11 protein-coding genes are annotated in these 14,997 nt (G+C 40.4%); 9 read left to right on the top strand and 2 right to left on the bottom strand.

The features are described 5' to 3' along the window. The 6 genes from ACWPUA_RS07670 to ACWPUA_RS07695 all read left to right on the top strand — a co-directional run bounded on the left by ACWPUA_RS07670 (position 1) and on the right by ACWPUA_RS07695 (position 5,676). The gene (locus ACWPUA_RS07670) at positions 1 to 1,416 is read left to right on the top strand and encodes a Y-family DNA polymerase (RefSeq protein ID WP_454380152.1); all 1,416 of its coding nucleotides are present in this window, start codon (positions 1 to 3) and stop codon (positions 1,414 to 1,416) included. After that, positions 1,413 to 1,775, top strand: coding sequence for a hypothetical protein (locus ACWPUA_RS07675; protein WP_454380154.1), 363 nt, complete (start codon positions 1,413 to 1,415; stop codon positions 1,773 to 1,775). Before ACWPUA_RS07670 ends, ACWPUA_RS07675 begins: the two co-directional genes overlap by 4 nt. After that, positions 1,768 to 2,061: a DUF5960 family protein gene (locus ACWPUA_RS07680; protein WP_414271983.1), complete on the top strand. Its 294-nt coding sequence runs from the start codon at positions 1,768 to 1,770 to the stop codon at positions 2,059 to 2,061. The genes ACWPUA_RS07675 and ACWPUA_RS07680 overlap by 8 nt, the downstream gene beginning before the upstream one ends. 100 nt (positions 2,062 to 2,161) lie before the next feature. Then, positions 2,162 to 2,962: an ADP-ribosylglycohydrolase family protein gene (locus ACWPUA_RS07685; RefSeq protein WP_454380157.1), complete on the top strand. Its 801-nt coding sequence runs from the start codon at positions 2,162 to 2,164 to the stop codon at positions 2,960 to 2,962. Between the two features lie 273 nt (positions 2,963 to 3,235). Then, positions 3,236 to 5,044, top strand: coding sequence for a glutamine--fructose-6-phosphate transaminase (isomerizing) (glmS, locus tag ACWPUA_RS07690; protein ID WP_454380159.1), 1,809 nt, complete (start codon positions 3,236 to 3,238; stop codon positions 5,042 to 5,044). Between the two features lie 104 nt (positions 5,045 to 5,148). Continuing rightward, positions 5,149 to 5,676, top strand: coding sequence for a hypothetical protein (locus tag ACWPUA_RS07695; protein WP_454380161.1), 528 nt, complete (start codon positions 5,149 to 5,151; stop codon positions 5,674 to 5,676). 78 nt (positions 5,677 to 5,754) lie between these two features. Here the strand turns inward: ACWPUA_RS07695 and ACWPUA_RS07700 are convergent, their stop codons facing one another. Beyond that, positions 5,755 to 7,230, bottom strand: coding sequence for a M protein trans-acting positive regulator PRD domain-containing protein (locus tag ACWPUA_RS07700; protein WP_454380163.1), 1,476 nt, complete (start codon positions 7,228 to 7,230; stop codon positions 5,755 to 5,757). Positions 7,231 to 7,387: 157 nt separating this feature from the next. Continuing rightward, positions 7,388 to 8,872 carry a DUF1846 domain-containing protein gene (locus tag ACWPUA_RS07705; RefSeq protein ID WP_454380165.1) on the bottom strand — a complete coding sequence of 495 codons (1,485 nt, stop codon included), beginning with the start codon at positions 8,870 to 8,872 and terminating at the stop codon, positions 7,388 to 7,390. A 149-nt stretch (positions 8,873 to 9,021) separates the two neighbouring features. Between ACWPUA_RS07705 and ACWPUA_RS07710 the strand changes: the two genes are divergently transcribed. The 3 genes from ACWPUA_RS07710 (at position 9,022) to ACWPUA_RS07720 (ending at position 14,888) form a co-directional block, all read left to right on the top strand. Further along, the gene (locus ACWPUA_RS07710; RefSeq protein WP_454380167.1) at positions 9,022 to 10,632 is read left to right on the top strand and encodes a glycoside hydrolase family 13 protein; all 1,611 of its coding nucleotides are present in this window, start codon (positions 9,022 to 9,024) and stop codon (positions 10,630 to 10,632) included. Positions 10,633 to 10,800: 168 nt separating this feature from the next. After that, complete coding sequence (locus ACWPUA_RS07715) at positions 10,801 to 12,768, top strand: peptide ABC transporter substrate-binding protein (protein WP_454380169.1); 1,968 nt, start codon at positions 10,801 to 10,803, stop codon at positions 12,766 to 12,768. Positions 12,769 to 12,929: 161 nt separating this feature from the next. Further along, a complete protein-coding gene (locus ACWPUA_RS07720; RefSeq protein WP_454380171.1) occupies positions 12,930 to 14,888 on the top strand; it encodes a peptide ABC transporter substrate-binding protein in 1,959 nt (652 codons plus the stop codon). The last annotated feature ends 109 nt before the right edge of the window (positions 14,889 to 14,997 follow it).

A 14,997-nucleotide genomic window follows, 5' to 3' on the forward strand; every position in this document is an offset into this window, starting at 1 on the left:
ATGGGCTACTTTGATTATTCCAGAGAGCCCAAAAGTGATATTGCCTTTGTCGATATGAAGTCCTTTTATGCTAGCGTTGAGTGTGTAGAAAGAGGACTCCATCCCCTCAAAACCTCCCTTTGTGTCATGAGCCGGGCGGATAATTCTGTTGGGCTTATCCTTGCCTCCTCGCCTATGTTTAAAAAGGTTTTTGGGAAAGCAAATGTCGGACGTGCCTATGACCTGCCCTTTGATATTAAGACGCGTAAATTTTCCTACTGTAATGCCAAAAAACAAGGCTTACGGACAGACCCGGACTATGTGAAATTTATCGAAGATTGGGCTCGGGTGACCGTCATTGTCCCTCCTCGGATGGATAAGTATATCGCAGTCAACATGGAAATTCAGCGCATTTTCCAGAATTATGGCAGTCCAGATGATATTTATCCTTATTCAATTGATGAAGGCTTTATTGATCTAACCAGTTCGCTCAATTATTTTGTCCCGGACCAGCAGATTTCTCGTAGAGATAAGCTGGACATGCTTTCGGCTCGTATCCAGAGAGATATCTGGCGGCAGACGGGGATTTACTCGACAGTCGGTATGTCGAATGCCAATCCTCTGCTTGCTAAGTTAGCCTTGGATAATGAAGCCAAGCACACACCGACCATGCGAGCCAATTGGTCTTACCAGGACGTGGAAGATAAGGTCTGGTCCATTCCAAAGATGACCGACTTTTGGGGGATTGGGCATCGGATGGAGAAACGCTTGAATAGCTTAGAAATCTATTCGATTAAGGAATTAGCTAATAGCAATCCTGATGCCCTGAAGAAAGAACTTGGGCAAGCTGGACTTCGTTTGTGGTTCCATGCCAATGGAATAGACGAGAGTAATGTTCACAAGCCCTATAAAGCCAAATCTCACGGCTTAGGCAATTCGCAAATTTTACCGAGAGACTATGTCAAACAGCGAGACATCGAAATTATCCTTCGAGAGATGGCTGAACAGGTGGCTGTCAGGCTTCGACGGGCCAAAAAAAAGACTACAGTTGTGTCTATTCATCTTGGGTTTTCTAAGCAGGAACAAAAACGCTCCATCCATACCCAGATGAAGGTGGAGCCGACCAATAACACCGGCCTTTTAGTCAGTTATGTACTGAAACTATTCCATAGCAAATATACTTCTGGAGCTGTCAGAAGTGTTGCCGTTAGTTATTCAGGATTTGTGGATGAATCCTTTGCGATGATTTCCCTTTTTGATGATGTTGACAAGCTAGAAAAAGAAGAAAGGCTCCAGATTGCCATTGATTCTATTCGAGAACAATTCGGCTTTACTTCCCTTTTGAAGGCAACTGCCTTAGAGGATGCATCGAGAAGTATTGCCAGAAGTAAGCTGATTGGAGGGCACTCTGCTGGAGGATTAGATGGATTAAAATGATTGATCGCTCTTATTTGCCCTTCCAATCCGCGAGGGATTATCAGGATCCAGGCATGCAGAAGTGGATGGGCTTTTTTCTATCGGAGCATACCAGTTCACTCAGTGCAGAAAAAAATCGTGTGGATTTATCGACAGATTTGAATCCAGTCGAGAAGTTGTTGCTGCTTTCCCAGCTCTACGTTGGACGACTAAAAGGCTCTTTTGTGGTCAAGGAGAAAAATCATAAAAGCACGATAGTGGGTGAGGTAAGAGAATTATCTCCTCAAGAAATCTCTGTTAGAACGGATGAAGGCTATCGATTAATCAGGCTAGATGATATTCTCGCCATCCAACTGTGTCAGGAGGAAGTTGATGACTAGAAAAGAGTTATATGAAAACAAATTGCAGATGGATTATTTTTCAGATGACTATATTCGTTTTGAGGAAGATTTCCAAAAATACTCTGCCATGAATGTACCCTTGACTTTCTTGATTGATGACATTCTACGAACCATGGCTATCAACCAAAAAGACTACTTTGTCTTGAACAAGGAAAATGCCAAGGACGGTAGGGAACATCGGTTTTATTTTAGAGTGAAGATGGAAAAAGATTGTCCACGTACTCGAACCTATACCTATCTTGGACTGAAACAAAAGTGCCCGTAGATTGTATAGGAAATACCGAAACATTAGTAAACATGGTATAATGAAGGAAATTCATGAAGTATTACCTGTGGACAGGAGAAAAACTTCTAGGGGGTAGCTTATGCTAGGAGCAGTTATTGGAGATATTATTGGTTCCCGATTTGAGGCGGATAATCATAAAAGTAAAGAGTTTGATTTGTTCACTCGTGATTCTTGCCCGACGGACGATAGTGTTATGACTTTGGCGGTTGCTAAAGCCTTATTGGCTAGTAGGGAAGACTGGAGTCAACTCTCGAAAAATGCAGTGAAATACATGCAAGAGATAGGGAGACAATATCCAAATTGTGGCTATGGCGGTCATTTTTTCTACTGGATCTTTTCAGATGATCCTCAACCCTATGGGAGTTATGGGAATGGATCTGCCATGAGAATTAGCCCTGTCGGTTTCGCGGCAGATAGCATAGAGCAGGCAAAGGCTTTGTCCCAAGCAGTGACAGAAGTGAGTCATGACCATCCTGAGGGACTAAAAGGTGCAGAAGCAGTTGCAGTAGCTATCTTCTTGGCTAGAACTGGTTCTAGCCGCCTTGAAATCAGAGACTACATCGATAAAAACTACTATTCCATGGACTTTACCCTGGACCAAATTCGTGAGGACTATAGCTTTGATGTGACTTGTCAAGGTTCGGTTCCTCAGGCCTTCCAAGCCTTTTTCGAGTCACAAGATTTTGAAGATGCTATCAGAAATGCTATTTCCATCGGAGGAGATAGCGACACCATCGCTGCTATCTGTGGAGGTCTTGCGCAAGCCTACTATGGAATTCCTGCTCCAATCAGAAATCAAGCTATGGCCTATCTGGATGATTGTTTAGTAGAGATAGTGGATACTTTTGAAAGTGCCTATCCCATCCACCCTAATCAATAATTGGCTGCGAGGAGTGAGAAAAGATAAACTATGATATCTAGTGTTAGATAGGGTATGGATATCAGTTGATTAGCTATATTTCTAAGCCGTTCAAGAGCTATTTCTTGAATGGTTTTTTGTTTGCTGTTTAAAAACAATTGAGCTATACCAATTTTTATTCTTGACAAGTGAAAGAAACAAGTATATACTGTTTTCACTGATTCTAAAAACATAAAATCAGACTATACCAATTTCGATAAGGAGAAAGCACAGCTTGCCTGTGTCGTATATACTATGTGTGGAATTGTTGGTGTTGTTGGAAACACAAATGCAACTGATATTTTGATTCAAGGACTTGAAAAGCTCGAATACCGTGGTTATGATTCGGCGGGAATTTTTGTCCTAGGTGGTGCTGAAAACCATTTGGTGAAGGCTGTTGGTCGTATTGCAGAATTGTCTGCTAAGACTGCTGGCGTTGAGGGGACAACTGGTATTGGACATACTCGTTGGGCCACTCACGGTAAACCAACAGAAGACAATGCTCACCCACATCGCTCTGAGACAGGACGTTTTGTCTTGGTCCACAATGGGGTGATCGAAAACTATCTTGAAATCAAGGAAGACTACCTTGCAGGTCACCATTTCAAGGGACAAACAGATACAGAAATCGCCGTTCACTTGATTGGAAAATTTGCGGAAGAAGACGGCTTGTCAGTACTTGAAGCCTTCAAAAAAGCTCTTCATATCATCCGTGGTTCTTATGCCTTTGCCTTGATCGACTCTGAAAATCCAGATGTTATCTATGTAGCGAAAAATAAATCACCACTCTTGATTGGTCTTGGGGATGGCTACAACATGGTCTGTTCAGATGCCATGGCTATGATTCGTGAAACCAACCAATACATGGAAATCCATGACCAAGAGTTGGTAATCGTGAAAGCTGATAGCGTCCAAGTGCAAGACTATGATGGCAATAACCGTGAGCGTGCTAGCTACACTGCTGAACTTGACTTGTCAGATATCGGTAAGGGAACTTATCCTTACTACATGCTCAAGGAAATCGATGAGCAACCAACGGTGATGCGTAAGTTGATTCAAGCCTATACTGATGAGGCTGGTCAAGTAGTAGTAGACCCAGCTATCATCAAGGCTGTTCAAGAGGCAGACCGTATCTACATCCTTGCAGCTGGAACATCTTACCACGCAGGATTTGCTTCTAAGAAGATGCTAGAAGAATTGACAGATACACCAGTTGAACTTGGAATCTCTTCTGAGTGGGGTTACGGAATGCCACTTCTCAGCCAGAAACCGCTCTTCATCTTTATCAGTCAATCTGGTGAAACAGCTGATAGCCGTCAGGTTTTGGTCAAGGCCAATGAAATGGGAATCCCAAGCTTGACAGTGACAAATGTGCCAGGATCTACTCTTTCTCGTGAAGCCAACCATACTATGCTTCTTCATGCAGGTCCTGAAATTGCTGTAGCATCAACCAAGGCATATACTGCGCAAATCGCAGCCCTTGCCTTCCTTGCAAAAGCAGTCGGTGAAGCAAATGGGAATGCTAAAGCGCAAGCCTTTGACCTGGTTCACGAGTTGTCTATCGTGGCTCAGTCTATCGAATCAACCCTTTCAGAAAAAGAATTAATTGATAGTAAGGTTCGTGACCTTCTTGAAACAACACGCAACGCCTTTTACATCGGACGTGGCCAAGACTACTATGTAGCCATGGAAGCTAGTCTCAAACTCAAAGAGATTTCTTATATCCAGTGTGAAGGTTTTGCGGCTGGAGAACTCAAGCATGGAACAATTGCCTTGATTGAAGAGGGGACACCAGTTTTAGCTCTCTTGTCAGACCCAGTCCTTGCCAACCACACTCGTGGAAATATCCAAGAAGTGGCAGCGCGTGGCGCTAAGGTCCTTACAATCGCAGAAGAAAATGTTGCCAAAGATACAGACGATATCGTTCTTACGACCGTTCACCCTTACCTCTCACCAATCTCAATGGTCGTACCAACGCAACTAGTCGCTTACTTTGCAACCCTTCACCGTGGACTTGATGTGGACAAACCACGGAACCTTGCTAAGTCTGTAACGGTAGAATAAGGAAGTCCTGTTGCTGAATTCCAACATTTCTTGTCAACCTAGCAAAATCTTGTTATACTATAGAAAAGTAGTTAATAGTGAAGTATAAGGAGATTGGAGCGGAAATGAAAAAGGGGAAAATTTCATCTATCATAGGACTCTTGTTTGCAAGTTCATTTTTGATTCGGACTGTAGTGATTCATCAAATGAGAGCTTCAAAGAAACAAGAGAGTGAAAAGATTGCTGCAGTTCAGGAATTTATCAAATCCCAAGAACAGGCTGAGGCAGAAAAGCAAAAGGATACTTTTAAGGGTATCCTTGGAAATGGATCAGGAACTTCTGAACCAAGACCTAGCTACGACAAAACCATATTTGTGAATCAACAATACGATATTGGTGTTCGAGACGGAGCCTATTATCTACTGACACTCAGTAGCAACAAAGAACTCTTGCTAGAAGGGGTCGATGACGCCTATGCCTTGGCTGTTAAGAATGAAGATAAAAACAAACAAGAAGTTGCTATGGTTGTTCATAAAGATGGAGCTTGGCATATTATAAATGGTGAAGGGGAAGTTACAACAACCCTTGACCGACAATATATAACAGCTCATACCAAGCTTGTGATTAAGAATAATACTGTTGATTTTGAATAATGTGATTGGTTCATGATTCTTTAGAGAAAACATAGATTTACAAAAACCTCCTAGATATTTTCTAGGAGGTTTTTAAATTTATAAATCTTGCATAGAAATCTTATTGAGTTCGTTGACAACTTGCAGGATAGATAGTCGACTGATATTAATGACGAGCATGTCTTCGAGGCCTTTGATATCAAAATTAGTGATAATAGCATCGTAGTCACTATCCATGATTTCTTCGATGTTAAGGGTTTCTTTATCCCAAGTTTCATACTGGATGTTATTTGAAGTATGGAATTCGTAGAGAGAAATCAAGAATTGTGGGTGGGCAAAGTCATACTCACTCAGAACTAAGACCTTGACTTTCTTTTTATGTTCAAATAATTGATCTGTAAGCCCTTCAGCGTGGGTAAACAGGGTGTAAATCAGGTGAGAAAGGGCAGGAGTCTTCTCCTTTTGTCCCATAATGTTTTTGTATCGCATCATTTCAAAGACAGTTGCTTCATAAAATTTAGGGAAGAATTTTTTAATTTTTCCAAGCGTATAATCCTTGTTTTGTGAAATGATCGATTCGGAGTTGATTTCTCTTCGCTCAAGCAAGGCAGTGTTGTGCAGGTTCCAAATCAAGGTATCCGTATTTGAAAATTGAACACCAAATCTTCGAGTTAAGTTGTCTAGGATGTCTCGCGCAGCATGATAGGAACGATCGACTTGTTCGTAAGACTGACGAGCCTCTAGGAAATCTTCGACTGTAAAGAAAAGACCAGGCTCAGCAAAGGGACTGAAAATCTGATTAAGGTTTTCAGGGGTGACTTCAACATTGAGCCCTTGGGCCAAGTTTTGTAACTGATGCTGAAAATTAGAGAGTTGGTCGTAGATAGGGCTCAACCAGGAAGTGGTCTGTTTTGGGAAACGAACAAAATAACCTCTCTTCATTCGGTGCAAATCGACTGTAGCCTGAGTTCTGATTTGGTAGAGGTTTTGATATTTTGCAGGGAATTTTGCCAAATTGATAAAGAAGGAAACAAAGCTATCAATGTCTGCTTCTTTGATTTCTGTGAAGGGCCATTCTAAAAAGCTATATGCTTCATGGAAATATTGGGAGAAGAAAAATCGAATATCTTTTTCATCACCAATAATAGAGATAGGGGTTACCTTGAGCTTGAAGCGGTAGGTTCCGTCAAGAATCTTATTGATATCTGCAACCTTCTTACGCAAAGAAGGAAGGGAAATATCCAAAGATTCGGCCAGATGTTCATAGGTAAAGGGGCTGTTCAAGAGGAAGAAAGCTTTTAAAATTTGGAAATAATCAGATGTCTGTAAAAAATATTGGTAGATTCGCTCAATACCATTATTTTGTACATTCACCATCATAATCCCTGCAGTTGAGTGTCTGATATCAAAGTCTGGGAAGACTTCGCGTAAATCCTTGATATCACTCTTGATGATGCGAGCATTGTAGCCAATGATCTTAGATAAATCATCTAGGTAAATCCAGTCAGGATTTTCAAACAAATATTCTAAAACCTTTAATTGCCTTTGCTCTTTTTGGCTGAGTAATTCTCTCATTATAAATAAACTCCCGAAGTAATGTTAGAATAATTAGAAAAGAAGATAACCGAAGATTATCAGAATTCTAGCATAAAAGAAAGCCACCCCTTAAGAGAGATTCGAAATCTATCGAGGAGGGGTGATGCTTGATATGAAGTTCTTACGAGTCTTCAATCTACTTACGATATAAACGATCGTATTGGTAGTATGGATCAAAGGTTACGTTAATTCCCAATTTACGGAGAACGTTCTTGTCTTCATCTGTTAAGATAATCGTAGAATGAGCTTCGCTACCTTTGAGATTTCCGAGTTCTTTCATAGCGCGGTCTGCATCAGGATTCTGCATAGCTGTGATTGCCAGAGCGATAAGAATCTCATTAGAATGAAGACGTGGATTGCGACTACCTAAGTGATTGATTTTCAAACCTTGGATTGGTTTCACCACTTCTGGTTCAATTAATTTTGTTTCGGCATCGATGTTCGCTGACTTCTTGATTGCATTGATTACGGCAGCAGCTGTCGGACCAAAGAGTTCTGAATTCTTACCAGTGACGATTTCACCAGAAGGTAACTCAAGTGCTAGAGCAGGTCCATCTGTTTCTTCAGCTTTTTGTCGAGCGGCAACAGCAACCTTACGGTCAGCTGGCGTGATGCCGAGATCATTCATGAGAAGTTCGATTTTCTTGACAGCAGATTCAGCAACTTTTTCAGCCTTGAAGTCGAGAACTGTTTGGTAGTAGCGACGGATAATTTCTTGTTTCGATGCTTCGATTGCAGCGTCGTTATCAGTGATTGCAAAACCAACCATATTTACACCCATGTCAGTTGGAGATGCATAAGGAGATTCACCCAAGATACGTTCGAGCATACGCTTGAGAACAGGGAAAATCTCGATATCACGATTGTAGTTGACAGTAGTTTCTCCGTAAGTTTGGAGATGGAATGGGTCAATCATGTTGATATCATCAAGGTCTGCTGTAGCAGCCTCATAAGCCAGGTTAACTGGATGATGGAGAGGTAGATTCCAAACTGGGAAGGTTTCAAACTTAGCATAACCAGATTTGATACCATTCAGTTGGTCGTGGTACATGTTGGACATACAAGTTGCCAACTTACCTGATCCAGGTCCAGGAGCAGTCACGACAATTAAATTGCGACTCGTTTTGATATAGTCGTTTTTCCCCATACCTTCAGGAGAGATGATATGGTCCATATCTGTCGGATAACCCTTGATTGGGTAGTGGAGATAAGAGTCGATCCCATTTTTAGCTAATTGATTACGGAAGGTATCTGCAGCAGGTTGACCGGCGTATTGTGTGATAACGACAGAGCCAACAAAGATACCAAGTTCGTTAAATTTGTCAATCAAACGAAGCACTTCTTGGTCGTAAGAAATACCCAAGTCACCACGAGCTTTTGAGTGCTCGATATTGCTAGCGTTAATGGCAATAACAACCTCGACTTGTTCTTTCAACTCTTGTAAGAGTTTGATTTTGTTATCCGGCTCATAGCCAGGAAGGACACGGGCAGCGTGGAAGTCCTCCAACATCTTGCCTCCAAACTCCAAGTAAAGTTTGCCGTCAAACTGGTTAATACGCTCCAAAATATGGTCGCGTTGTAAATTTAGATATTTTTCAGAACTAAAAGCTTGTTTTTTCATTTTTTTACCTCTATTTTCTATTATATAAAAAAAATAGAAGATAAGAAACTACAGAGTAATAAAAGTAAGAAAAAAGATAACGCAAACGCTTGCACAAATCATAAAAAAAGTCTATGATGGAGTAAAGTGAATTTAAAAGAGGTGAAAATATGCAAGAAAAATGGTGGCATAATGCAGTTGTCTATCAAGTCTACCCTAAAAGCTTCAAGGATAGTAATGGAGATGGGATTGGTGATTTACCTGGAATTACTAGCAAGTTAGATTATCTAGCTAAGCTTGGAATTACAGCAATTTGGCTTTCACCAGTTTATGATAGCCCTATGGATGACAATGGCTATGATATTGCCAATTATCAAGACATCGCTTCTATCTTTGGAACTATGGAAGACATGGACGAGCTCATTGCTGAAGCCAAAAAACGAGATATTCGAATCATCATGGACTTGGTTGTCAATCATACATCCGATGAGCATGCTTGGTTTATTGAAGCGCGTGAAAATCCTCAAAGCCCCGAACGTGACTACTATATTTGGCGAGATAAACCCAATGATTTAACCTCTACTTTTAGTGGTTCTGCATGGGAATACGATGAAAAGTCTGGCCAATATTATCTGCACTTTTTCAGTAAGAAACAACCAGACCTTAACTGGGAAAATGAAGAGCTCCGCCAAAAAATCTATGAAATGATGAATTTCTGGATTGATAAAGGGATTGGTGGATTCCGTATGGACGTTATTGACATGATTGGGAAAATTCCTGATCAGAAGATTGTCAACAATGGTCCTATGCTCCATCCCTATCTCAAGGAAATGAATCAGGCTACTTTCGGCGACAAAGAGCTCTTGACAGTAGGGGAGACTTGGGGAGCAAATCCAGAAGAAGCCAAGAAATATTCGAATCCAGAAGGTCAAGAACTGTCTATGGTCTTCCAATTTGAACATATCTGTCTTCAGTATCAGGAAGGACAACCTAAGTGGCACTACCAAAAAGAGCTAAATGTAGGGAAATTAAAAGAGATTTTCAACAAATGGCAGACAGAATTAGGAGTTGAGGATGGCTGGAATTCCCTCTTCTGGAACAACCATGACCTCCCTCGAATCGTCTCTATCTGGGGAAATGACCGAGAATACCGCGAAAAATCGGCTAAAGCGTATGCAATCTTGCTTCATCTTATGAGAGGGACTCCTTATATCTACCAAGGTGAGGAGATTGGGATGACCAATTTCCCATTTGAAAGTTTGGAGCAAGTAGAAGATATTGAATCCCTCAACTATGCCAAAGAAGCGCTAGAACAAGGTGTACCACTAGAGCAAATTATGGATAGCATTCGTGTGATTGGACGCGATAATGCGCGTACCCCAATGCAGTGGGATACTACAGACTACGCTGGATTTTCAAGCGCTAAACCATGGTTAGGAGTCAATCCAAACTATGCGAAGATTAATGTAGAAGAGGCTTTAGCAAATCCAGATTCCATCTTCTATACTTATCAAAAATTAGTTCAGATTCGCAAAGAAAACAGCTGGCTGGTTCAAGCTGACTTTGAATTATTAGAAACGGCTGAGAAAGTTTTTGCCTATATTCGCAAGGACGGGGAACGCCGTTTCCTAGTTGTGGCTAACTTGTCCAACCAAAAGCAAGAGTTTGCAGTTGAAGAATCAATCACATCTGTCTTGATTGAAAATACCTCAGTAGAAGCAGCTTTAGCTATACAGACCTTGGCTCCTTGGGATGCATTCTGTATCGAATTGGCCAATTAAACCTAAAAAACTCAAGTATCAAAGATGCTTGAGTTTTTTCTAAAATAAGTGTAGAAATTTCTTAAAAAAATATTATTTTGAATTTTCTAAAAAATTGCATGAAAACCCTTGCTTTTATAAAAAAATAGGGTATAATGGTGAAAAATAGTATTTTAAAGGAGAATACCGATGAAATCGAAAAAGTTGCTCGCAGTAGCAGGGATAACGATGAGTGCAGCTCTTCTTTTAGCGGCTTGTGGAAAGACAGAGAAAAAAGCAGATGCTCCTACAACATTTTCATACGTATATGCCATTGATCCATCAACATTGGACTATAGCGTTACTAGTAAAAGTTCAACATCAGACGTCATCGCTAACTTGGTCGACGGACTCTTGGAAAATGACAAATACGGAAACTTGATTCCATCTCTTGCTGAAGACTGGTCGGTTTCACAAGACGGTTTGACCTATACTTACAAACTACGTAAAGGTGTCAAATGGTATACTTCTGAAGGTGAAGAGTACGCCGAGGTCAAGGCTCAAGACTTTGTGACTGGTTTGAAACATGCTGCTGATGGTAAGTCAGATGGCTTAAGTCTGATCCAAGATTCTATCAAAGGTTTAGCAGAATATGTCAGTGGGGAAAGCAATGACTTTTCAACAGTTGGAGTTAAAGCAATTGACGACTACACTGTTCAATACACCTTGAATCAACCAGAAAGCTTCTGGAATTCCAAGGTAACAACAGCGACTATGCTCCCAGTTAATGAAGAATTCCTGAATTCTCAAGGTAAAGATTATGGTGCAGCAACACCTTCAGGTATTCTCTATAATGGACCATATATTTTGAAGAACTTCACTTCAAAATCAGTGATCGAGTACGAAAAAAATCCAAATTATTGGGATAAAGACAATGTTAAGATTGACCACGTCAAACTTACTTTCTATGATGGATCTGACCAAGAATCATTGATTCGTAGTTTCTCATCAGGAGCCTATACAACAGCTCGTCTCTTCCCAACAAGTTCAAACTTTGATTCAACTAAGCAAGAATACGGGGATAAGATTGTCTATAGTCCGCAAGAAGCGACCAGCTATTACTTTACTTTCAACGTGAATCGTCAGTCTTACAATAAAACTGCAAAGACGGATGAAGCACAAAAAACTTCTACAAAAGAAGCGGTTCTCAATAAAAACTTCCGCCAGGCAATCAACTTTGCTCTTGACCGTCATTCTTACTCTGCACAGATGAATGGTGAAGAAGGTGCAGACAAGATTATTCGTACCAGCCTTGTGCCTTACGACTATGTTCAGGTTGGTGAAAAGACCTTCGGTGAATTGGCTCAAGAACAACTGGTAACATACGGAGACCAGTGGAAAGATGTAGCTTTGACAGATGGTAAAGACACTATTTACAATCCAACAAAAGCAAAAGCTGCCTTTGAAAAAGCCAAGTCAGAATTGCAAGCTAAAGGTGTAACTTTCCCAATCCATTTGGATATTCCAGTTGAACAGACAGATGTCATTGCTGTTCAACAAACCAACTCCCTCAAACAATCTGTCGAAGCAGCGCTTGGAACTGAAAATGTCGTTATCGATGTGCTTCAAATGACAGATAATGAGAAAATGAGTATTACTTCTCAAGCTAAGGTTCCTTCTCAAAAAGACTATGACTTGAATGGAACTGGTTGGGGACCAGACTATCAAGATCCAGCTACCTATCTAAATATCTTGGATGCTAAGAAGGGTTCTGCCCTTAAACACTTGGGTATCACAAAAGGTAAAGATCCAGAAGTCATGGCTCAAGTTGGACTTGATGAGTACAAGAAACTCTTGGATGATGCAGCATCAGAAACAACCGACCTTAACAAACGCTATGAAAAATATGCTAAAGCACAGGCTTGGGTATCTGATAGCTCACTTCTCATTCCTGTAGCATCTTCAGGAGGTTCTCCGACCGTGAGTCGTACAGTACCATTTTCGAAAGCCTACTCTCAAGTTGGTATCAAGGGAGATCCGTTTGTATTTAAAGGTTTAGAGTTGCAAAATGATATTGTAACCACTAAAGAATACGAAGAAGCTCTTAAGAAATGGCAAAAAGAGAAACTTGAAACAAACGCTAAATATCAAAAAGAGTTAGCGAACCACGTTAAATAATCTTAAACAACGATGAAAGAAATCTTGATTTTATGCGGGATTTCTTTCTTTTTTTCATATAATGACGAGAGGGCAAATAATTAAATAACTTTACTTTTGGGGTGAAATTTGATAAAATAGACTTATGTCATAAAACCTAACATATAAGGAGAAAATGAATCATGAAACTCAAAAAACGACTGATTGGAGCGGGGTTGACGCTTGCTGCGGCGGTCTTATTGACAGCGTGTGGGAAGTCAGCATCAGATGTTAAAACCTACTCGTCAACATTTGGTGCCGATCCAACAACCTTCAACTACCTGTTGGACTACTCTGGTGATAATACCGCTGTTGTAACCAACTTGGTAGACGGTTTGCTTGAAAACGACAATTATGGAAATCTCATTCCTGCTCTTGCAGAAGATTGGAGTGTTTCAAAGGATGGTTTGACTTACACTTATAAACTTCGTCAAGATGCAAAATGGTTCACTGCTGACGGGGAAGAATACGCCCCAATTAAAGCACAAGATTTCGTCACAGGTATCAAGTATGCAGCTGATAACAAGAGTCAAGCTCTCGATTTGATTCAGAACTCAATTAAGGGATTAGATGATTATGTGACAGGCGCAAATACTGACTTTTCAAATGTTGGTGTGAAAGCTGTAGATGATTACACTGTCCAATACACTTTGACACGTCCAGAACCATTCTGGAACTCTAAAACAACTAATAGTATCCTCTTTCCAGTCAATGAAGAGTTCTTGACTTCTAAAGGTAAAGAATTTGGGGAATTGAAACCAGACAGCATTCTCTACAGTGGTCCTTATTTGTTAAAAGATTTCACATCAAAATCATCACTTGAGTACATGAAGAACCCTCATTACTATGATCAAGAAAAAGTGACGATTGAAAGAGTTAAGTTGGCTTATGTTGATGGTTCTGACCAAGATATGACGATCCGTAATTTCGAAAGCGGAGCCTACTCGTCTGCTGGTGTCTATCCAAATAGTTCAAACTTTGCTAAGACAAAGGAAAAATACAAGGACAACATCGTCTATAGCTTGCAGGATGCGACTTCTTGGTACTATAATTTTAACGTTAATCGCCAAACATACAATCATACAGCTAAGACTAGTGATGAGCAAAAACAAGCTACCCAAGCTGCGATTTTAAATAAAAATTTCCGCCAAGCAATCAACTTCGCCATTGACCGTACAGCTTATTCGGCTCAGTCTAATGGAGAAGAAGCAGCTAAAAACACTCTTCGTAACACACTTGTGCCACCAACTTTCGTGCAAGTAGGTGACAAGACTTTTGGTGAGACAGTTTCATCTAAGTTGGTAAACTATGGTACACAGTGGTCAAATATGAATCTTGAAGACGCTCAAGACGGCTACTTCAATAAAGAAAAAGCACAAGCTCAGTTTGCAGAGGCTAAAAAAGAACTAGAAGCACAAGGTGTGACATTCCCAATCCATTTGGACTTGCCTGTAGACCAAGTTAATAAAACCTTGCTTCCAAAGATTCATTCGCTTAAACAATCTGTCGAATCAACTCTTGGGGCAGAAAATGTAGTGATTGATGTCGTTCAAATTTCAACAGAAGATTATGCCAATGCGACATTTCAAGCGCCAACTACAGCTGATCATGACTATGACTTGAACTTGGATGGTTGGTCTGCAGACTACCAAGATCCATCGACTTATCTCAATCCTTTCAACGCTGAGGATGGATTCTATCTCAAGATTTTAGGACTTGATCCAAGTAAGGATACTGATAAGATTACAAGTATCGGATTGAACCAATATACTCAAAAATTGAAAGCGGCAGATGCAGAAAATACAGACGTATCCAAACGTTATGAAAATTATGCAGATGCACAAGCTTGGCTGATTGATAGTTCGCTATTGCTCCCTGTAAATTCAAACGGTGGTGGAGCTTCAGTAACACGTGTGACACCATTTACACGAGGTTACTCACTTGTCGGAATCAAAGGTACTGGAAGTAACTACAAGTACATGAAATTGCAAACCGAAGTCGTAACAACTGCTCAATTTGATGAAGCTAAAGCCAAATGGGAACAAGAACGTAAAAACTCAGTCGAAAAGAGTCAAAAAGAATTCGAAAGTCACGTTAAATAATTAAAAAATAGAGCTCTTTAAGAGCTCTATTTTTATTTTAGTTGTTTTTTGAAAACATAAAATGTAGTAAAGGCGCTAATAAATATACACTCACTAAATACATTTTCAA

The organism is Streptococcus sp. Marseille-Q6504, assembly GCF_965111625.1.